Raw genomic sequence first — 18329 nt, 5'->3', positions numbered from 1 at the left:
GTCAGGTCGCGGTGTCTTTGCGTGGCCGACCGCGTTTGGGCTGGTCGGCGGTGCCCGTCGGGAGGCGGCCGGCCTCCGTCAGGGCGCGGCGCAGCAGGAACTCGATCTGGGCGTTGGTGCTGCGCAACTCGTCGGCCGCCCACCTGGTCAGCGCGTCGTGCACCGCCGGGTCCAAGCGGAGCAGGACGCTTTTGCGCTCGGCCACCTCAGTGGTACAGCGACCCGGTGTTGACCACGGGCTGCGTGGACCGGTCACCGCACAGCACGACCAGCAGGTTCGACACCATCGCCGCCTTGCGCTCCTCGTCCAGTTCCACCACGTCCTGTTCGGCGAGCTTGGCCAGGGCCAGTTCGACCATACCGACCGCGCCCTCCACGATGCGGGCCCGTGCCGCCACGACCGCACCCGCCTGCTGGCGCTGGAGCATGGCGTGCGCGATCTCCGGCGCGTACGCCAGGTGCGTCAGCCGCGACTCGATGACGTGCACACCCGCTGCCTGGACCCGGGCGGCGATCTCCAGCGACAGCTTCTCGGTGATCTCGTCCGCGTTCTCCCGCAGCGACAGGCCGGCCTCGTCGTGGTTGTCGTACGGGTAGCTGGTCGCGATGTGCCGCACGGCCGTTTCGGCCTGGATGCCCACGAACCGCACGAAGTCGTCGACCGCGAACATCGCCTTCGCCGTGTCGTCGACCTGCCACACGACCACGGCGGCGATCTCGATCGGGTTGCCGTCCGCGTCGTTGACCTTCAGCGTCGCGGTCTCGTGGTTGCGGATCCTGGTCGACACCTTCGCCCGCGTGCTGAACGGGTTGGCCCAGCGCAGCCCGTCCTTGCGCACGGTGCCCGTGTAGCGGCCGAGGAACTGGAGCACCCGCGCCTCGCCCGGTGCGACCGTGAACAGGCCGCGCAGGCCGATGACGCCGCCGATCACGATCAGCAGACCCGCGACGGCCACGGTCAGGTTCGGCTCGTCCGGGTTCCGGACGATCGGCGTGACCATGAGTGCCACGCCGGCGATCAAGGCGAAGAAACCGATGAAGAACGCCGAGATGCCGGGCAGCCCGATGGCCTCCCGCTCCCGTACCGGCGGAACCGGCATCCGCACCACGTCTGTCGCAGCGCTCATGTCGCACCCCTCACTGTCATATCCCGTGCTTAGCAAAGTGATATCACTTTTCCGGTCGTGAGGGCAACTCGCGCAACCGGGGTCGGGACTCCGCGTCCCGTCTGCATGGGGACAATCACCGTGCGCACCGCCGAGCACGCCGACCTGGACACCGTCGTCGACATCCACATCCGTTCCCGCCGCGGCTACTACGAAGGCCACGTCCCGGAGTCCGTGCTCCGCGACTGGGAGGGCCGCGTCCGCGCGGCCGGCTACCGCCTGGACCCCGGACCCACCCGACGCTGGCTCTGCGCCGAACTCGACGGCTTACTCGTCGGGTTCGCCCTGGTCACAGCTACGGGCAGGCTCTGGCAACTGCACGTCGACCCCGACCGGCGGGGCAACGGCGTCGGCACCGCTCTGCACGACGCGTGCGTGGCGGCTCTGGTCGGCCTCGGCGCCCGCCGGGGCGAACTGGACGTGTTCGTGGACAACCACCGAGGCCGGGAGTTCCACCGGTCCCGGGGGTGGCGCGAGGTCGGCACCACCCAGGAGGAGTACGTCCACGTGCTCATGGAACGGGACCTCACCCGCTGAACACTCGACGGCGCCCTCGCCGTACGGCGAGGGCGCCGGAAAAGGGGTCTACGCGGGCGTGGACGCCAGCAACAGTACGACCGGCGGTTGCAGGCCGCCATAGTGCTGCAACGACGTGCGCACGTCCACGAACCCCGCCGTCTCCGCCTCGACCATCAGGTCGAACTCGGACACCGGCAGCCGCCACCGCCGCACGGACACGACCAGCCGGCCACCCGGCCGCAGCACCCGGGCCAGCTCGTGGAACGACGCCGCCCGGTTCTCCCACAGCTGGAGGTTGTCGACGGACACCACCACGTCGACCGACGCGGGCGGCTGACCGGTCCGTGCCGCCGTGCCCTCGCGCAGCTCCACCCGCCCGGTCGCGATCAGGTCGGCGCACCGGGTGCGCGCCTCGTCGAGCATGATCGACGACGGGTCGACGCCGATCGCCTTGATCGCCTGCTCGCCGACCAGCCGCAGCCCGACGCCCGGACCGTGGCCCACCACGAGCACGACCTCCTGCGGTGCCGGAGCGGCCACCTCGACGGCGTGCGCCTCGGCCTTCGCACCGGTCTTCGCCATGACCCGCCCGCCCAGCTCACCCACCTTGCCGCGGGGGTGCCCGAACGCCAGGTCGAACGCCTTCGCCAGATTCGCGGCCATGTCCCCAGCGTCGCCCCGGAATGTCACTGAAGGCATCGGGGATGGTCCGGAGAATCCTCCGGGGCCGGCCCGCAAGGGGCGTGAGTCCGTCTCACGTACTGTGAGGGGCATCGCAATGGCTGCACCAGAGGAGGGCCGGATGGCCGAGCGTTCCCGCGTCAAGACCGGACGCGTCCTGCGGACCGAACAGCTCGCGCCGCACATGATCCGGGTGGTGCTCGGCGGGGAGGGCCTCGACGGGTTCGAGGTCGGTCCGTACACCGACAGCTACGTGAAGCTCCAGTTCCCGCAGGAGGACGTGCACTACCCCGAGCCGTTCGACCTCGGCGTGATCCGCGAGACCCTGCCGCGCGACCAGTGGCCGCGCACCCGTACCTACACCGTGCGCCGGTGGGGCGACGGCGAGCTGTGGATCGACTTCGTCGTGCACGGCGACGAGGGCATCGCGGGACCGTGGGCGGCCAAGGCACAGCCCGGCGACCTGCTGTGGTTCTCCGGGCCGGGTGGCGGCTACGCGCCGGACGCGACCGCCGACTGGCACCTCATGGCCGGTGACGAGAGCGCTCTCCCGGCGATCGCCGCCGCCGTCGAGGCGCTGCCGCCGGGCGCGCACGTGCGGGCGTTCGTCGAGGTCGACGGCCCGGACGAGGAACTGCCGCTGCCTGGCGTCGAGTGGGTGCACCGGTCAGGCCGGCACGGTCAGGCAGCGGTCGACGCCGTGCGCGGACTGGAGTTCCCGGCCGGCCGCGTGCACGTGTTCGTGCACGGCGAGGCGCACATGGTCAAGGAGCTGCGCGGGCACCTGCGCAACGAGCGCGGCCTCGGCCGTGACCAGTTGTCGATCTCGGGCTACTGGCGCCTGGGCGCGGACGAGGACGGCTGGCAGTCCGGCAAGGCCGAGTGGAACCGCCAGGTCGAGCAGGAGCAGGAAACCGCCTAGCCGAAGACGGGCCCCGCCGGAAAGCGGGGCCCGTCTTCGTAAAGAGCTACTTCTTGCCCTTGTCCTTGCCCGAGTCCTCGGTGGACAGTGCGGCGACGAACGCCTCCTGGGGGACCTCGACGCGGCCGACCATCTTCATCCGCTTCTTGCCCTCCTTCTGCTTCTCCAGCAGCTTGCGCTTACGGGTGATGTCACCGCCGTAGCACTTCGCGAGGACGTCCTTGCGGATGGCGCGGATGGTCTCGCGGGCGATCACCCGGGAGCCGATCGCGGCCTGGATGGGCACCTCGAACTGTTGCCGGGGGATGAGTTCCCGCAGCTTGGTGGCCATCTTGGTGCCGTAGCCGTACGCGTGGTCCTTGTGCACGATCGCGCTGAACGCGTCGACGGCCTCGCCCTGGAGCAGGATGTCGACCTTGACCAGTTCGGCGTCCTGCTCGCCCGCCTCTTCGTAGTCGAGCGAGGCATAGCCGCGGGTGCGGGACTTCAGGGCGTCGAAGAAGTCGAAGATGATCTCGCCGAGCGGCATCGTGTAGCGCAGCTCGACGCGGTCCTCGGACAGGTAGTCCATGCCGCCCAGCTGGCCGCGCTTGGCCTGGCACAGCTCCATGATCGCGCCGATGTAGTCGCTGGGCGCGATGATCGTGCACTTGGTGACCGGCTCGTACACCTCGGCGCGCTTGCCGTCGGGCCAGTCGGACGGGTTGGTCACGACGTGCTCCGCGCCGTCCTCCATCACTACGCGGTAGACCACGTTCGGCGCGGTGGAGATCAGGTCGAGGCCGAACTCGCGCTCCAGCCGGTCGCGGGTGATCTCCAGGTGCAGCAGGCCCAGGAAGCCGCAGCGGAAGCCGAAGCCCAGTGCCGCCGAGGTCTCCGGCTCGAACGTGAGCGCGGCGTCGTTGAGTTGGAGCTTCTCCAGGGCCTCGCGCAGCTCGGGGTAGTCGGAGCCGTCCACGGGGTACAGGCCGGAGTAGACCATCGGCTTGGGCTCGCGGTACCCGGCCAGCGGCTGGGTCGCGCCCTTCTTCTCCCACGTGACCGTGTCGCCGACCTTGGACTGGCGCACGTCCTTCACGCCGGTGATCAGGTAGCCGACCTCGCCGACGCCCAGACCACGCGACGGCTTGGGCTCGGGCGAGATGATCCCGACTTCCAGCAGTTCGTGCGTGGCACCGGTGGACATCATCTTGATCCGCTCGCGCGGCGTGATGCGGCCGTCGACCACGCGGATGTAGGTGACCACGCCCCGGTACGTGTCGTAGACCGAGTCGAAGATCATCGCGCGGGCGGGGGCCTCGGCCTCGCCGACGGGCGCGGGCACGCGGCGGACGACCTCGTCGAGCAGCGCCTCCACGCCCAGGCCGGTCTTGGCCGAGACGCGCAGCACCTCCTCGGGCTCGCAGCCGACGATGTGCGCCAACTCCTTGGCGTACTTGTCCGGGTCCGCGGCCGGGAGGTCGATCTTGTTGAGCACCGGGATGATGGTGAGGTCGTTCTCCATCGCCAGGTATAGGTTCGCCAGCGTCTGCGCCTCGATGCCCTGCGCCGCGTCGACGAGCAGGACCGTGCCCTCGCACGCCTCCAGCGCCCGGGAGACCTCGTAGGTGAAGTCGACGTGACCCGGCGTGTCGATCATGTGCAGGACGTGGTCCTGCCCCTGGACCTGCCAGGGCAGGCGCACGTTCTGCGCCTTGATCGTGATGCCGCGCTCGCGCTCGATGTCCATGCGGTCGAGGTACTGCGCACGCATCGCCCGCGCCTCGACAACGCCGGTGAGCTGCAACATCCGGTCGGCCAGGGTCGACTTGCCGTGGTCGATGTGGGCGATGATGCAGAAGTTCCGGATCAGCTCCGGAGGCGTGAAGGTCTGGTCGGCGAACGTGGTCACTCAGGGTTCCTCGCGCATGAAGGACGGGGGATCGACCCATCCTCTCATGCGTGCGGTGCGCAGCGTTCGTCATGGGCACGACCGCGCCATAAGCTGCGTCCGTGCTGACTAACGGTGAGGACCCCCGTCCGGTCAAGGGCGCGGTGCGCGAGGTCCACTCGGCGGCCCGTGCCGCACGCCTGGAGTACTCGCCCGACCTGGACGGCCTGGCCGACCCGGGCGAGGTCGTGTGGGCCTGGGTGCCCTACGAGGAGGACCCGTCGCGGGGCAAGGACCGGCCGCTGCTGGTCGTGGGCCGGCACCGGCGGGCGCTGCTGGCGTTGATGCTGACCAGCCGGGACCCGGACCCGTACGAGGCGGACGACTTCCTCGACCTGGGCTCGGGCGCGTGGGACCGCGGTGGTCGACGCTCCTACCTGCGGCTGGACCGGGTGTTCGAGCTGGCCGAGGACGACATCCGGCGCGAGGGCTCGGTGCTGGGGGCCGACCGGTTCGGGCGGGTGGCCGAAGCGCTACGCGGGCGGCACGGCTGGCGCTAGCCCGTCCAGCAGGGCCACGGCCCGGCGGTACTTCTCCGTGAGCCTGAGCCTGGTCGGCTCGTCCAGGTCGGCCAGGCGGTGCGGCGACGAGTTGTCGGCGATGTCCGCGCGCTTGACGCGGACCGCCAGCGGGTTCGCCGCGACCCGCCGCAGGTAGTCCTCCTGCGGCTCGCCCCCGAGGTGGCTCAGGGCGATCACGGCGTCGACGACCTCGGCCGGGCACCCGGCCGCGCGCAGGTCGTCCGCCGTCACGTCGGTGTCCTCCACGACGTCGTGCAGCACCGCGGCCATCCGGCCGCGGTCGTCGGTCATCGCGGCCATCACCCGCAGCGGGTGCCCGATGTAGGGCTTGCCGGACTTGTCGACCTGGCCCTCGTGCGCCGTTCGGGCGAGTGATACCGCGTCCTGGACGGTGAACGTCATGGCGCTTATGGTCACATCCCCCGAGCGCCGTTTCGGCGGTTTTTTCGCGGCTGAATGCCGTCACCGAAGGTCAAGACCCTTGACAAACGCCAGTGGTCTAGTCCATTTTGCCAGTGGCCCACGTCACCTGTGCTGGGCAAAGGCCGCCGAAGAGACTTCATGGAGGTGGACGTGGCAGGCAAGACGAGACGCGCACTGGCCGCTCTGGCTGCCGGTGCCGTTGCCGTCGTCGGCCTGACCCTGGTTGTCCAGGGCAGCGCTTCGGCGGCGAACCTGGTCTACAACTCGGGATTCGAAGCCGGGAACCTCACCGGCTGGACCTGTACCGGTGGCACGTCGGCGCAGACCGCGACCAAGCGCACGGGGTCGTACGCCCTCCAGGGCACCCCGGCCGGACATGACACCGCCAAGTGCTCGCAGTCCGTGTCGGTCAAGCCGAACACCAACGTCAAGGTCACCGCCTGGGTGCAGGGCAGCTACGTCTACCTGAACTCGGGCGGCAAGAGCACCTGGACGTCCTCGGCGAGCAGCTTCACCCAGCTCAGCCTCGACGTGACCGCCCCCGCCAGCGGCGTCGTGGAGGTCTCGGTCAACGGCTGGTACGGCCAGCCGTCGTTCTACGTCGACGACGTGGTGGTGGACGGCCAGCCCAACGGCACCACCACGACGAACCCGACCACCACGACCTCGGGTCCGAGCACCTCGACGTCCACGTCGACGACCACGACGACGACCACCACGACCACGACCACGAACCCGAACCCGGGTACGGGTCTGCCGAAGCACGTGCTGACCGGCTACTGGCACAACTTCGACAACAACTCGCGCGTGCTCAAGCTCGCGGACGTGCCCACCACGTACGACATCGTGGCCGTCTCGTTCGCCGACGCCACCTCGACGCCGGGCGCGGTCGCCTTCAACCTCGACCCGGTCCTGTCGTCCAAGCTCGGCGGCTACACCGACGCGCAGTTCAAGGCGGACGTGAAGACCCTCCAGGGCCGTGGCCAGAAGGTCATCCTCTCGGTGGGTGGCGAGAAGGGCACGATCAGCGTCGGCAGCTCCACCGCCGCGACCAACTTCGCCAACAGCGTCAAGACCCTGATCCAGAACTACGGCTTCGACGGCGTGGACATCGACCTGGAGAACGGCGTCAACTCCACGTACATGGCGCAGGCCCTGCGCTCCATCTACGCGGCCGGCGGCCAGATCATCACCATGGCGCCGCAGACGATCGACATGCAGTCCACCGGCGCGGAGTACTTCAAGCTGGCGCTGGCCGTGAAGGACATCCTGACCGTCGTCAACATGCAGTACTACAACTCGGGCGCGATGCTCGGCTGCGACGGCAAGGTGTACTCGCAGGGCTCGATCGACTTCATCACGGCCCTGGCCTGCATCCAGCTCCAGAACGGCCTGCGCCCCGACCAGGTCGGCATCGGCGTCCCGGCGTCCCCGTCGGGCGCGGGCGGCGGCTACGTCTCGCCGACCGTGGTCAACAACGCGCTGAACTGCCTGGCCAAGGGCACGAACTGCGGCTCGTTCAAGCCGACCCAGACGTGGCCGTCCATCCGGGGCGCCATGACCTGGTCGATCAACTGGGACGCGGTGAGCAACTGGGGCTTCGCCAACACCGTGGCGCCGCACCTGGACACCCTGCCCTGACCTGATCCGCGCAGTACCCCGTATCCCCGAACGACGTCGGAACCCGTGCCACCCCCCGGGTGGCGCGGGTTCCGCGTTTTCCGGGAGGCACTCGGTTTCCGCGTCCGGCGGAGTTATCGTCGGCGGATGCTCGATCGACTGGACGTGCCCGTGATCGCCGCGCCGATGGCCGGCGGCGCCTCGACGCCCGCGCTGGTCGCGGCCGTGACCGAGGCGGGCGGGTTCGGTTTCCTCCCGGCCGGCTACCTGTCCGTCGAGGCGGTGGCCGCGCTGCTCACGGAGACCGCCGCGCTGACCGCGAAACCGTTCGGGCTCAACCTGTTCGTGCCCGGCTCGCGGTCCACGACCGACCTGCACGGCTACCGCGACCGGGTCCGGGACGCGACCGGCGTCGAGCCGGGCGAGCCGCGCTGGGACGACGACGCGTACGCGGCCAAGGTGGAACTGGCCATCGCCATGCGGGTGCCGGTCGTGTCGTTCACCTTCGGCCTGCCCGAGGCCGGCGACGTCCGCCGGCTGCACGCGGCCAAGTCCGCCGTCGTCGTCACGGTGACCACGCCCGCGGAAGCCGTCCAGGCCGCGCGCGTGGGCGCGGACGCGTTGTGCGTGCAGGGCGGCGAGGCGGGCGGGCACCGGGGCACGTTCGTCGACGACGGCGTCTCGCCCGGCGGCGGCGAGCTGTACGGGGTGCTGGCCGCGTTGCGGCTGGTGCAGGCCAGGGTGGACCTGCCGCTGATCGCCGCGGGCGGCCTGGTGCACGGCGCGGACGTGGCCGCCGTGATCACCGGCGGCGCCGTCGCGGCCCAGCTCGGCACGGCGTTCCTGAACTGCCCGGAGGCGGGCACGTCGTCGGCGCACCGGGAGGCGCTCGCGGCCGGCGCCCGGCGCACCGCGTTGACCCGCGCGTTCAGCGGCCGGCCCGCGCGCGGGCTGGTCAACCGCTTCCTGACCGACCACTCGGCCGCCGCGCCGGCGGCGTACCCGCAGGTGCACCACCTGACCAAGCCGGTGCGGGCGACCGGCGACCCGGAGCTGATGTCGCTGTGGGCCGGGCAGACCTACCCGCTGGGCCGGTCGCTGCCCGCGGCCGAGGTCGTCCGGCGGCTGGAAGCCGAAGCGCGGCAGGCGATCTCCGGCGCGGCACGCCGCTTTCCGCCCCGGTAACCGGCGGCGGGCGGGTCAGAATACTGCGATGACGACCGCGCGCGAACTCGCCGACGAACTGCTCACCGTGCTGTTCGACTTCGACCCGGTGATGGCGACCCTGCTCGGGGTACCCGGCTGGGACGACCGGTTACCCGACCACAGCGCCGACACGGCCGCCGCGTCCCGACGCGAAGCCCTGGACATAGCCCGACGCGCGTCCGAGGGTGACGACGATCCGGTCACCCGGGCCGTGGTCGCGCAACAGGCTTCCGGCTTCGCGCACCGGATCGACGCGGCCCTGGTCGAGCACACCCACGCCGAAGGGCTCAACGCGCCCGTGGTCGTGCTGCTGGCCACGTTGCCGCTGACCAGACCGGCCGACGACGAGGGTCGCCGCGCCTACCTGGCCCGCCTCGCGGGCTTACCCCGCTACCTGGAGGTCCTCGCCGGACGCCAACGCGCCTCCGACCGGCTGCCCGTGGCGCACCTGGTCCGCGCGGGCGTGGACCGCCTCGACCGCCACCTCGCCCAGGACCCCGACCCGCTCGCACAACCGTTGGCGGAGACCGCTTTCGCCGACGAGTGCCGGCGCACCCTGGTGCCGGTGCGCGACGCTTTCGCCCGCTACCGCGCGTTCCTGCACGACGAGGTCCTGCCTCGGGGCCGGGCCGAGGACCGTCCCGGTCTGTGCTGGCTGCCCGAGGGAGGGGAGCGGTACGTCGGACTGGTGGGTACCTACACGACCACCACGCACACGCCGCGCGAACTGCACGAGATCGGCCTGGCGCTGATCGCGGACCTGGACCGCGAGTACGCCGACATCGGCGCCCGGGTGTTCGGCCCGATCACCGCCGCCGAGGTGCGCCGTCGCCTGCTCGACGACCCGACCTTGCGCTGGACGAGCGCCGGGCAGATGCTGGACCTGGCCCGTCGCACCATCGCCCGTGCCGAAGCCGCCGCGCCCGAGTGGTTCGGCGTGGTCCCGGACGCGGCGTGCGCGGTCGAGGAGGTGCCCGAGGCGGACGCGCCGACGGCGCCGCTGGCGTACTACATGGACCCGGCCCTGGACGGTTCGCGGCCGGGCACGTACTTCGTGAACACCCACCACGCCACCGAACGCGAGCGGCTCGGCGCCGAGGCGACCGCCTTCCACGAGGGCGTTCCCGGGCACCACTTCCAGATCGCGCTGGCCCAGCGCCTGACCGACCTGCCGCTGCTGCGCCGGTTCGCCTCGGTCGAGGCCTACCACGAGGGGTGGGCGCTCTACACCGAGCGGCTGGCCGACGAGATGGGCCTGTACAGCGACGACGTGGCCCGCCTCGGCATGCTCGCGGCGGACTCGTTGCGGGCGGCCAGGTTGGTCGTGGACACCGGTCTGCACGCCCTGGGCTGGTCGCGGCAGCGGGCCGTGGAGTACCTGCGGGACAACGCGGTGATGCCGGACGTGGACATCCACTCCGAGGTGGACCGCTACATCGAGAACCCCGCGCAGGCGCTGTCGTACATGGTGGGGCGCCTGGAGTTCCAGCGCCTGCGCGGTGAGGCCGAACGACGGCTCGGCGACCGGTTCGACATCAGGGCGTTCCACGACCTCGTGCTGGGCGGCGGTCCGCTGCCGATGGCCGTGCTCGCCGACGTGGTCGACGAGTGGTGCGGTTCAGTCCGCTGAGGACAGTGTCGAGTGCCGGCGTCCGTAGAGGAGGTAGACGACCAGGCCGACGGCGAACCAGACCGCGAACCGCAGCCACGTGTGCGCGGTGAGGAACGTGATCAGCCACAGGGAGAACACGATCCCGATCACCGGCACGACCGGCATGCCCGGCGTCCTGAACGTGCGCGGCAGGTCGGGCCGCCGGTAGCGCAGCACGATCACCGCGACGCAGACGACCACGAACGCCAGCAGGATCCCGATGTTCGTCAGCTCGGCCGCCTCGGCGATGGGCAGGAACCCGGCGATGACCGCCGAGGCGATGCCGAGCACCCACGTCGTGCGCGTGGGTACGTGCCGGACCGGGTGCGTGCGCCCGAACCACGCGGGCAGCAGGCCGTCACGGCTCATCGAGTACCCGACGCGCGCGGCGCCCATCATGAACGTGAAGAGCACGGTCGTGATGCCGAGCACCGCGCCGACCGAGATGACGATGCCCAGCGCGGGCAGTCCGATGTCGGCGAACGCGGTGGCGAAGGCGCTCTCGGCGTCGATGGCGCGGTAGTCGACCATGCCCGTGAGCACCAGGCACGCCAGGACGTAGAGGACCATGGAGATCGCCAACGAGTACACGATCGCCTTGGGCATGTGGCGGCGCGACTCGGTCGACTCCTCGGCGGCCGTGCTCATGGCGTCGTACCCGAACACGGCGAAGAACACGGTGGCGGCCCCGGCGAACGCCCCGGACAGGCCGAAGGGCAGGAACGGGTCGTAGTTGCCGGTGTCGATGTGGAAGACGCCGACCACGATCACCAGCAGCACGACCGCGACCTTGAGGTACACCAGCACGGTCTCGAAGCGGGCCGCGTTCTTCATACCCAGGTTCAGGACGAACGCGATCGCCAGGCAGAGCACGACCGCGAACAGGTTCACCTGGTAGCTGCCCGCGGCCACGTCCGAGCCTTCCGTGCCCGGCGCGCCCTGCAGCCACAACGGCAACCGGACCCCGACGAGGTCGAGCAGTTCGGTGAAGTACCCGGAGATCCCGATGGCGACCACGGCCACGATGGCGGTGTACTCCAACAGCAGGTCCCACCCGATGAACCACCCGACGATCTCGCCGAGCACGGCGTACCCGTAGGTGTAGGCGGACCCGGCGCGGGGGATCAGCCCGGCGAACTCGGCGTAGGAGAACGCGGCGGCGGCACTGGCGATGCCCGCGACCAGGAACGAGATCAACACGGCGGGCCCGGCGGTCTTGTTCGCCACCGCGCCCGCCAGGGAGAAGATCCCGGCCCCGATGATCCCGCCGACGCCGATGGCGGTGAGCTGCCACAGCCCCAGCGTGCGCGTGAGGCCGGCGGAGCCGGACGGCGCGTCGGAAACGATCTCGTCGATGGGCTTGCGGCGGAACACCCCGCGCCCGCCACCTAAACCCGGATGCGTTGTCATGGGCGGTCTCCCCTCGGAGGTCCTCGACTGCGGCGAACCTACGCCCACCCGGGCCCGTCGCACTCCGGCCGGGAGACCGGACTACCGGGTGAACACGATCTTCCCCGCCGTGTCCCCGCCCCACATCGCCGCGAAACCTTCGGCAGCCCGCTCGAAGGGCAGCTCGGCACCCACCTGCGGCCGGATGCCGTTGAGCGCGCAGAACGCCAGCAGGTCCCGAAGCTCCTCCAACGTGCCCATGGTCGACCCGACGACCCGGAGCTGGAGGAAGAACAGCCGCTGGATCTCGAGGGCCGAGGGCTCGCCGCTGGTGGCACCCGACACGACCACGATCCCGCCGGGCTTGAGCGACTTGAGCGAGTGCGACCAGGTCGCCTTGCCCACGGTCTCGAACACCGCGTCGACCCGTTCGGGCAACCGGGCCCCCGGCTCGAACACCGCGTGCGCCCCCAACCGCGACGCGAGTTCGCGCTTGGCCTCCGTCCGCCCCGTGACCCAGACCCGGAACCCACCGGCCCGCCCCAACCGCACCAAAGCGGTCGACACCCCACCGGAAGCCCCTTGGACGAGCATCGTCTGCCCAGGCCGCAACCCGGACTTGACGAACAACATCCGATAGGCGGTCAACCACGCCGTACCCATGCAGGCGGCCTCGACGAACGACAACTCCGCGGGCTTGGGCAACACGTTGCGAGCGGGAACGACAACGTGATCGGCGAACGTCCCCTGGTACTTCTCGGTCAACAAGGTCCGCCCGGGATCGAGCGTCTCCTCACCACCCCAAGACGGATCACCGATGATCGAGTGCAACACCACCTCGGTCCCGTCGGACAACACCCCGGCCCCGTCACACCCGAGGATCATCGGGAACGCGGACTCCTTGATCCCCACCCCACGCAGGGTCCACAGGTCGTGCATGTTGAGGCTGGCAGCCCGCACCGCCACCTTGACCCACCCCTCGGGCACGACGGGCTCCGGCCGCTCCCCGACGCGCAATGCGGCAAGCGGATCCTGCGGCGACGGCTCGACTGCGTAAACGGCGAACATGCCCCGAACCTACCCAGCCACCCGCCACCGGTCGCCACTCCCACTCACCGCCCAAGCCAGGGGCGCCGGCCCACACGGAGAACACGAGCGCTTACCTTCTCCTTGGCGGCCTGTGCAGCGGCGAGCACCGTTTTCAAACTCTTCGCTTCAGCTCTTGAACCGCCAAGCCCAAGCCCCGCACCCCCGCACCGACCGACGACGTACCCTCACCTCCATGGAGACCTTCGCGAAGTGGTGGGACGGCGTAGAGCTGTGGCTGGCCCAGCTCCCCTTCCCCTTCCAGTTCGCCCTGGTCATGGCGGTCCTCCTCCCCGCGGCCCTGGGCATGGCCCGCCTCATCGACCGCGTGGTGGACGACGCCTCCGCGAGGATCAACCCGAAGGCCGACCGATGACCCCGGCCCGCCGCCTCACCGTCGCCCTCATCGGCCTCCTGCTCCTGGTCGTGATCGGCTACACCATCCGCACTCTCACCGCGGCCGAACCGGCACCCCCCACCACCACGACCACGACCGGGTGACCCGCCCTGCGCCGGCATGCCCCGCGGCGCACAGTGCCGACCATGTACCAGGCACTCATCGCACTCCTGCTCCTCACCCCCGTGCCGGCCCACGCTGAACCGGGCTGCGACTACCTGGACGCCTTCACCCCGTTCGACGTCCAGAACGGCGACAACCCGGTCGTCATGCCCAACGGCCGAATAGTGGAACTAAGGGCCTCCAACACCACCAAATGCGCCTGGGGAAGAATTTCCGAGGCGACCCCGGCCGAAGAGATCTGGACCGACCGTACCAACCTCGACGGTTCGGGCTACGAGGGTTTTCTGGGTTACATCCGAGTGGAAACAGGCACCGGCGCCCACACCGAACCTTTCGACAACAACGGCAAACTCATTCGCGCCTGCGGGTCGTCGGCCGGCCGCATCGACTGCACCGGCTGGTTCTGATCCGCCTCACCCCTCCGAAGGAACCCACGAGGGCAAACGCTTGGCTTTGAACGCCGCGATCCCCTCCTGCCCCTCGGCACCGCCGAAGTGCCGGGCGGACAACTCCAACATGTCCGCGAACACCTCCCCGAGATTCCCTCCACGTGGCTCCAGCAGCATCCTCTTCGTGGCCGCCAAAGCCCCCGGCGCCCCCAACGCCAACATGTCCGTATACCGGGAAACAGCGGCATCCAATTCATCATCGGCGACCGCCGCATTCAACAGCCCGATGGCGACGGCCCGATGGGCGTCGAACGTTTCCCCGGTCAAGAACAACTCATGGGCCGCCCGTGCGGCCAACCGCGGCAACACCGTCACCGAGATGACCGCCGGCACGACCCCGATCCGCACCTCGCTGAAGGCGAAGGTCGCCGATTCCGCGGCCACCGCGAGATCGCAGGCCGCGACCAATCCCACCCCGCCGGCCCGCGCGGGCCCCGCCAACCGGGCCACCACCGGCTTGGGACTGGTCAACACCGCCTCCAGCAGGGCGGGGAACTCGTTGACCCCCTGCTGGTCGGCCCGCGCGCCCCGGGCCTCCTTGAGGTCCATCCCCGAGCAGAACACCGGCCCGACGTGCGTCAGCACGACCACCCGCACCCCGTCGTCCGCCTGCGCCGCCTTCAGTCGGGCACCCAGCTCGGACCGCACCTGCGCGGACAGCGCGTTGCGGTTGTGCGGGGAGTCCAGCGTGATCGTCGCGATGCCGCGCCGCACGGAGTAGTGCACCACCTCGTCAGCCATGCCCAGCACTCTACGAGGACGGCATATTGACAGCATGCTGTCAATATGACAGTCTACTGTCATGACGACGACCAAGACGGTTCACGTGGCCCTCTACGACACCCTCTCCGACTGGGAGTTCGGCTTCGCCACCGCGCGCCTCAACCTCCCGCACTTCCAGAAGCGGCCCGGCGTGTTCCAGGTCCGCACGGTCGCCGCGACCCTCGACCCGATCACCACGATGGGCGGCCTGCGCATCCTGCCCGACACCACGCTCGACCGGATCACCCCGGACGACAGCGCCCTGCTCCTGCTCTCCGGCTCCGACACGTGGACCACCGGCGCCAACCGCGAGTTCTCGGCCGCCGCACGCCGCTGGCTCGACGCCGGCGTCCCGGTCGCCGCCATCTGCGGCGCCACGATCGGTCTGGCCGACGAGGGCCTGCTCGACGACCGCCCGCACACCGGCAACGCGGTCGAAGAGCTGTCGAGCGTGCCGAACTACCGGGGGCAGGCGCACTTCCGTCAGGAACGCGCCGTGCGCCACGACAAGCTGATCACGGCCGGCGGCGCGAGCGCGCTGGAGTTCGCCCGCGAGATCCTCGCCGAGCTGGACGTCTACGAACCGGCGGTGCTCGAAGCCTGGTACGGCCTGTTCAGCACCGGCAACCCGGAGTGGTTCGGCAAGCTCGTCGCCGCGGCCTCGTGAGCGGCCGGACCCCGGCGGGCGACGTGTTGACCGACGTGGTCATGCGGACGTTCCGCCTCTACGGCGCGTTGCTCGACGCCGCGGAGGAGATGACCCGGCCGGTCGGCCTGACGGCGGCGTGGTGGCAGGTGCTCGGCGCGGTGCTGCGGACCCCGCTGCCCGTGTCGGGCATCGCCCGCGAGATGAGCCTGGCCCGGCAGAGCGTGCAGCGCATCGCGGACCTGTTGGTGGACAAGGGGTTGGCCGAATACCGGCCCAATCCCGCCCACCGCCGCGCCAAGCTGCTCAGCCCCACGGAAGCCGGGTACGCCGCGATCGCGGGGCTGCGCGAGGTGCAGCACGCGTGGACGAAGCGCATCACCGCCGGGATCGACGTCGCCGACCTGCGCACCACACTGTCCACAATGGAGAAACTGGTCGCCGCCCTCGACGCCGACCGGGACACCTAGGCCGGCAACGCCACCACGTCGCCCAGCGCCTCGGCGTACCGCGACAGGATCAACGAGGCCACGGCCGCGTCCGCACCCAGCGGCGCCGCCACGGCCGCACCCGCGGCCAGGTCCGCCACCCGGTCCGGCAGCAACCCCGGCGCCAGGAACCACGACGCCACCGCGATCCGCTCGGCACCCCGGACCCGCAGCCGCGCGATCGCGGTCGGCACGTCCGGCGACGCCGTGGACGCGAACGCCGCCTCGGCACCCGCCCACGGCCGCGTCGAAGCCCACCGCCGGGCCACTGCGGCCACCGCCGCGTTGGCCGGCGCGTGCGACGACCCGGCACCGGCGACCACCACGCCCAGACCGGGGTCGTCCAGGTCGACCACGGCACCCAGCCGGCGCAGGGCCGCGTCCTCCAGCCGGTCGTCCGGCCCGAGCACGTCCGCGATCGTCACGTCCAACGCCGCCAGGCGTGCCTCGGCGACGGCACCCGGCACGTCGACCCGGGCGTGGTACGCCTGGCCCAGCAGCAGGGGCACGACGACGGCCGACGCGTGACCATCGCCGTGCACCGCATGCAGCACGTCGCCCAACCGCGGCGCGGAGAGGTCGAGGAACGACGCGCGCACGTCCAGGTCGGGGCGCACGGCCCGCACCACGTCCAGCAGCGCGTGTACCGTCGCCGCCGAACGTGGGTCGCGCGAACCGTGCGCCACCGCGACCAGAGCCGTCACAGTGCTCCCGTCAGACCGCGGGCCTTGAGCACCGCGCGTTCCAGCGGCCGGAACACCAGCAGTTCGATCCCCACGCCCACGAGCAGGATGAGGAAGATCGCCGCGATCACCATGGAGATGTCGTTGAGCGACGACCCGTTGTGCAGGTACTGGCCCAGACCCTCACCGAGCTGCGGCGAGGTGGCGATGATCTCCGCGGCCATCAGCGACCGCCACGAGAACGCCCACCCCTGCTTCAACCCGGCCAGGTAGCCCGGCAGGGCCGCGGGCAGCAGGATGTGCCGCGCCGCCGCCAGCCGGGTCGCACCCAGCGCCTTGCCGACGCGCGGCAGCAGCGGCGGCACCTGGTCGATGCCCGCCACCAGGCCGTTCGCGATCGACGGCACCGATCCCATGAGCACGACGAAGTAGATCGTCGACGGGGTGGCGCCGAACCACAGGATGCCGGCCGGCACCCAGGCGACGGACGGCAGCGACTGCAGGCCCGACAGTAAAGAGCCGATGCCCGCCCGCACCACGCGGACCTTGGCGACCAGCAGGCCCAGCGGCGTCGCGATCACCACGGCGGTCAGGAAGCCGAACACCGCCCGGCTCACCGACGTCCACAGCACCTCGAACGCGCGCCCGGACTCGATCGCCTCGGCCACCGCCGCCCACACCGACTTCGGCGAGGGCAGCTGGTACTCCGGCCAGAACGCCGCCGCCCACAGCGCCTGCCACACGCCGATCAGCAGCGCGAACGCGATCAGCGGCGGCAGACCCGTGCGGACGAACCGCCGCCACAGCGGCGGGCGACCGGACGCGGTCGGCGCGTCGAGCGCGTCGAGCCCGGCACCGACCTTCGCGAGGTCGGTCTCAAGCGGCGTGGCCACTGATCACCTCTCGCAGGTGCGTGGTGATCTCGTCGATCAACGCCACCTCGTCGCCCTCGGCGGTGTTCCACTCCCGCACGACCCGACCCGGCCGCGACGACAGCAGCACGACCCGCTGGCCCAGCCGCACGGCCTCGCGCACGTCGTGCGTGACGAACACGATCGCGGTCTGCGTCTCGCGCCACACGCGGACGAGCTCCGCCTGGAGCACGTCACGGGTGATCGCGTCGAGCGCGGCGAACGGCTCGTCCATCAGCAGCAGGCCGGGCGTGCCCTCCTTCGCGCTGCCCAACGTCGACGCCAGCGCGCGCGCCAACGCCACACGCTGGCGCATGCCGCCCGACAGCTCGTGCGGGCGCTTGTGCCCGGCACCGACGAGGCGGACCAGCGACAGCAGCTCGCCCGCCTTCTCCTTGCGCTCGCCGCGCTTCACGCCCGCGAGCCGCAGCGGCAGCTCGACGTTGCGTTCGGCGGTCAGCCACGGCATGAGCGCGGCTTCCTGGAACATCACGGCGGGCCGCGACGTGGTCAGTTCGAGGTCGCCCGAGGTGGGCGCGTCCAGGCCGGCGACGATGTTGAGCAGCGTGCTCTTGCCGCAGCCGGACGCACCCAGCAGGCACACGAACTCGCCGGGCTCGACCTGGAGGTCGACACCGTCGAGCGCGAGGACCGCGGATGTGCCGTGTCCGAAGACCTTCCGCACGCCGGACAGCGTCACCGCGGCGTTCTTGGCGGTCGCGAGTGTGGCGGTCATGGTGTGCCTGCCTTCCCCGT

22 protein-coding genes are annotated in these 18329 nt (G+C 70.8%); 11 read left to right on the top strand and 11 right to left on the bottom strand.

What is annotated here, in order from left to right:
* Window position 1: 1 nt before the first annotated feature.
* Together F4559_RS26025 and F4559_RS26020 are read right to left on the bottom strand one after the other, a co-directional pair.
* Window positions 2-205, bottom strand: coding sequence for a type II toxin-antitoxin system antitoxin (locus F4559_RS26025; protein WP_184672975.1), 204 nt, complete (start codon window positions 203-205; stop codon window positions 2-4).
* Window position 206: 1 nt separating this feature from the next.
* On the bottom strand, window positions 207-1127 hold the full coding sequence (locus tag F4559_RS26020) for an SPFH domain-containing protein (RefSeq protein ID WP_184672973.1): 921 nt from the start codon (window positions 1125-1127) through the stop codon (window positions 207-209).
* 105 nt (window positions 1128-1232) lie between these two features.
* Between F4559_RS26020 and F4559_RS26015 the strand changes: the two genes are divergently transcribed.
* Window positions 1233-1703 carry a GNAT family N-acetyltransferase gene (locus F4559_RS26015; RefSeq protein ID WP_184672971.1) on the top strand — a complete coding sequence of 157 codons (471 nt, stop codon included), beginning with the start codon at window positions 1233-1235 and terminating at the stop codon, window positions 1701-1703.
* Between the two features lie 48 nt (window positions 1704-1751).
* On the opposite strand, the gene F4559_RS26010 is transcribed toward F4559_RS26015, so the two are convergent.
* Entirely contained in the window at window positions 1752-2348 is a 597-nt protein-coding gene (locus tag F4559_RS26010; RefSeq protein WP_184672969.1) for a class I SAM-dependent methyltransferase, read from the bottom strand.
* A 139-nt stretch (window positions 2349-2487) separates the two neighbouring features.
* Between F4559_RS26010 and F4559_RS26005 the strand changes: the two genes are divergently transcribed.
* Window positions 2488-3288 (top strand): siderophore-interacting protein, encoded by an 801-nt coding sequence (locus F4559_RS26005; RefSeq protein ID WP_184672967.1) that lies wholly within the window; start codon window positions 2488-2490, stop codon window positions 3286-3288.
* Window positions 3289-3334: 46 nt separating this feature from the next.
* Here F4559_RS26005 and lepA read toward each other — a convergent pair whose 3' ends face one another.
* Window positions 3335-5179 (bottom strand): translation elongation factor 4, encoded by a 1845-nt coding sequence (gene lepA, locus F4559_RS26000; RefSeq protein ID WP_184672965.1) that lies wholly within the window; start codon window positions 5177-5179, stop codon window positions 3335-3337.
* 101 nt (window positions 5180-5280) lie between these two features.
* Here lepA and F4559_RS25995 point away from each other — a divergent pair, with 101 nt between their 5' ends.
* Window positions 5281-5718: a type II toxin-antitoxin system PemK/MazF family toxin gene (locus tag F4559_RS25995; protein WP_184672963.1), complete on the top strand. Its 438-nt coding sequence runs from the start codon at window positions 5281-5283 to the stop codon at window positions 5716-5718.
* Here the strand turns inward: F4559_RS25995 and F4559_RS25990 are convergent.
* Window positions 5692-6141, bottom strand: a complete 450-nt coding sequence (locus F4559_RS25990; RefSeq protein ID WP_184672961.1) for an HD domain-containing protein — start codon at window positions 6139-6141, stop codon at window positions 5692-5694. The two genes, F4559_RS25995 and F4559_RS25990, sit on opposite strands and share 27 nt — an antisense overlap.
* A gap of 171 nt (window positions 6142-6312) precedes the next feature.
* Here F4559_RS25990 and F4559_RS25985 point away from each other — a divergent pair, with 171 nt between their 5' ends.
* From F4559_RS25985 to F4559_RS25975, 3 genes are all read left to right on the top strand, one after another.
* Window positions 6313-7803, top strand: coding sequence for a chitinase (locus tag F4559_RS25985; protein WP_312865826.1), 1491 nt, complete (start codon window positions 6313-6315; stop codon window positions 7801-7803).
* Window positions 7804-7929: 126 nt separating this feature from the next.
* Complete coding sequence (locus F4559_RS25980) at window positions 7930-8967, top strand: NAD(P)H-dependent flavin oxidoreductase (protein ID WP_184672957.1); 1038 nt, start codon at window positions 7930-7932, stop codon at window positions 8965-8967.
* Window positions 8968-8995: 28 nt separating this feature from the next.
* Window positions 8996-10618, top strand: a complete 1623-nt coding sequence (locus F4559_RS25975) for a DUF885 domain-containing protein (protein WP_184672955.1) — start codon at window positions 8996-8998, stop codon at window positions 10616-10618.
* On the opposite strand, the gene F4559_RS25970 is transcribed toward F4559_RS25975, so the two are convergent.
* Window positions 10607-12049: an amino acid permease gene (locus F4559_RS25970; RefSeq protein WP_184672953.1), complete on the bottom strand. Its 1443-nt coding sequence runs from the start codon at window positions 12047-12049 to the stop codon at window positions 10607-10609. The genes F4559_RS25975 and F4559_RS25970 overlap by 12 nt on opposite strands.
* Before the next feature lie 81 nt (window positions 12050-12130).
* Complete coding sequence (locus F4559_RS25965) at window positions 12131-13096, bottom strand: quinone oxidoreductase family protein (protein ID WP_184672951.1); 966 nt, start codon at window positions 13094-13096, stop codon at window positions 12131-12133.
* A 214-nt stretch (window positions 13097-13310) separates the two neighbouring features.
* Here F4559_RS25965 and F4559_RS25960 point away from each other — a divergent pair, with 214 nt between their 5' ends.
* Genes F4559_RS25960 through F4559_RS25955 form a run of 3 tightly spaced genes read left to right on the top strand, consistent with a single transcriptional unit; the run spans window position 13311 to window position 14041 of the window.
* Window positions 13311-13490 (top strand): hypothetical protein, encoded by a 180-nt coding sequence (locus tag F4559_RS25960; protein WP_184672949.1) that lies wholly within the window; start codon window positions 13311-13313, stop codon window positions 13488-13490.
* Window positions 13487-13615: a hypothetical protein gene (locus F4559_RS36115; protein ID WP_281386361.1), complete on the top strand. Its 129-nt coding sequence runs from the start codon at window positions 13487-13489 to the stop codon at window positions 13613-13615. Before F4559_RS25960 ends, F4559_RS36115 begins: the two co-directional genes overlap by 4 nt.
* 42 nt (window positions 13616-13657) lie before the next feature.
* Complete coding sequence (locus tag F4559_RS25955; RefSeq protein ID WP_184672947.1) at window positions 13658-14041, top strand: hypothetical protein; 384 nt, start codon at window positions 13658-13660, stop codon at window positions 14039-14041.
* 6 nt (window positions 14042-14047) lie between these two features.
* On the opposite strand, the gene F4559_RS25950 is transcribed toward F4559_RS25955, so the two are convergent.
* On the bottom strand, window positions 14048-14824 hold the full coding sequence (locus F4559_RS25950; RefSeq protein WP_184672945.1) for an enoyl-CoA hydratase-related protein: 777 nt from the start codon (window positions 14822-14824) through the stop codon (window positions 14048-14050).
* Between the two features lie 61 nt (window positions 14825-14885).
* Here F4559_RS25950 and F4559_RS25945 point away from each other — a divergent pair, with 61 nt between their 5' ends.
* Window positions 14886-15512: a DJ-1/PfpI family protein gene (locus tag F4559_RS25945; protein ID WP_184672943.1), complete on the top strand. Its 627-nt coding sequence runs from the start codon at window positions 14886-14888 to the stop codon at window positions 15510-15512.
* Window positions 15509-15961 carry a MarR family winged helix-turn-helix transcriptional regulator gene (locus F4559_RS25940; RefSeq protein WP_312865825.1) on the top strand — a complete coding sequence of 151 codons (453 nt, stop codon included), beginning with the start codon at window positions 15509-15511 and terminating at the stop codon, window positions 15959-15961. The genes F4559_RS25945 and F4559_RS25940 overlap by 4 nt, the downstream gene beginning before the upstream one ends.
* On the opposite strand, the gene F4559_RS25935 is transcribed toward F4559_RS25940, so the two are convergent.
* From F4559_RS25935 to F4559_RS25925, 3 genes are read right to left on the bottom strand one after another with little or no spacing between them, the layout of a single operon-like run.
* Window positions 15958-16683: a sirohydrochlorin chelatase gene (locus F4559_RS25935; RefSeq protein ID WP_184672941.1), complete on the bottom strand. Its 726-nt coding sequence runs from the start codon at window positions 16681-16683 to the stop codon at window positions 15958-15960. The two genes, F4559_RS25940 and F4559_RS25935, sit on opposite strands and share 4 nt — an antisense overlap.
* Window positions 16680-17555, bottom strand: coding sequence for an ABC transporter permease (locus F4559_RS25930; protein WP_184672939.1), 876 nt, complete (start codon window positions 17553-17555; stop codon window positions 16680-16682). Before F4559_RS25930 ends, F4559_RS25935 begins: the two co-directional genes overlap by 4 nt.
* Entirely contained in the window at window positions 17539-18309 is a 771-nt protein-coding gene (locus F4559_RS25925) for an ABC transporter ATP-binding protein (protein WP_184672937.1), read from the bottom strand. Before F4559_RS25925 ends, F4559_RS25930 begins: the two co-directional genes overlap by 17 nt.
* Window positions 18310-18329: the final 20 nt, after the last annotated feature.

Source organism: Saccharothrix violaceirubra, assembly GCF_014203755.1.
GTDB classification, from domain to species: Bacteria; Actinomycetota; Actinomycetes; order Mycobacteriales; family Pseudonocardiaceae; genus Actinosynnema; species Actinosynnema violaceirubrum.
Note: the sequence above shows the minus strand (reverse complement) of the source record. Positions and strands in the feature narration are given on the sequence as shown.

What these genes read in the sequence shown, in the direction of transcription:
- F4559_RS25975 (WP_184672955.1), top strand. Translation starts at nt 8,996, where the DNA reads ATGACGACCGCGCGCGAACTCGCCGACGAACTGCTCACCGTGCTGTTC.
- F4559_RS36115 (WP_281386361.1), top strand. Translation starts at nt 13,487, where the DNA reads ATGACCCCGGCCCGCCGCCTCACCGTCGCCCTCATCGGCCTCCTGCTC.
- F4559_RS25990 (WP_184672961.1), bottom strand. Translation starts at nt 6,141, where the DNA reads ATGACGTTCACCGTCCAGGACGCGGTATCACTCGCCCGAACGGCGCAC.
- F4559_RS26010 (WP_184672969.1), bottom strand. Translation starts at nt 2,348, where the DNA reads ATGGCCGCGAATCTGGCGAAGGCGTTCGACCTGGCGTTCGGGCACCCC.
- F4559_RS25945 (WP_184672943.1), top strand. Translation starts at nt 14,886, where the DNA reads ATGACGACGACCAAGACGGTTCACGTGGCCCTCTACGACACCCTCTCC.
- F4559_RS25950 (WP_184672945.1), bottom strand. Translation starts at nt 14,824, where the DNA reads ATGGCTGACGAGGTGGTGCACTACTCCGTGCGGCGCGGCATCGCGACG.
- F4559_RS25965 (WP_184672951.1), bottom strand. Translation starts at nt 13,096, where the DNA reads ATGTTCGCCGTTTACGCAGTCGAGCCGTCGCCGCAGGATCCGCTTGCC.
- F4559_RS26015 (WP_184672971.1), top strand. Translation starts at nt 1,233, where the DNA reads ATGGGGACAATCACCGTGCGCACCGCCGAGCACGCCGACCTGGACACC.
- F4559_RS26020 (WP_184672973.1), bottom strand. Translation starts at nt 1,127, where the DNA reads ATGAGCGCTGCGACAGACGTGGTGCGGATGCCGGTTCCGCCGGTACGG.
- F4559_RS25970 (WP_184672953.1), bottom strand. Translation starts at nt 12,049, where the DNA reads ATGACAACGCATCCGGGTTTAGGTGGCGGGCGCGGGGTGTTCCGCCGC.
- F4559_RS25980 (WP_184672957.1), top strand. Translation starts at nt 7,930, where the DNA reads ATGCTCGATCGACTGGACGTGCCCGTGATCGCCGCGCCGATGGCCGGC.
- F4559_RS25960 (WP_184672949.1), top strand. Translation starts at nt 13,311, where the DNA reads ATGGAGACCTTCGCGAAGTGGTGGGACGGCGTAGAGCTGTGGCTGGCC.
- F4559_RS25955 (WP_184672947.1), top strand. Translation starts at nt 13,658, where the DNA reads ATGTACCAGGCACTCATCGCACTCCTGCTCCTCACCCCCGTGCCGGCC.
- F4559_RS25925 (WP_184672937.1), bottom strand. Translation starts at nt 18,309, where the DNA reads ATGACCGCCACACTCGCGACCGCCAAGAACGCCGCGGTGACGCTGTCC.
- F4559_RS26005 (WP_184672967.1), top strand. Translation starts at nt 2,488, where the DNA reads ATGGCCGAGCGTTCCCGCGTCAAGACCGGACGCGTCCTGCGGACCGAA.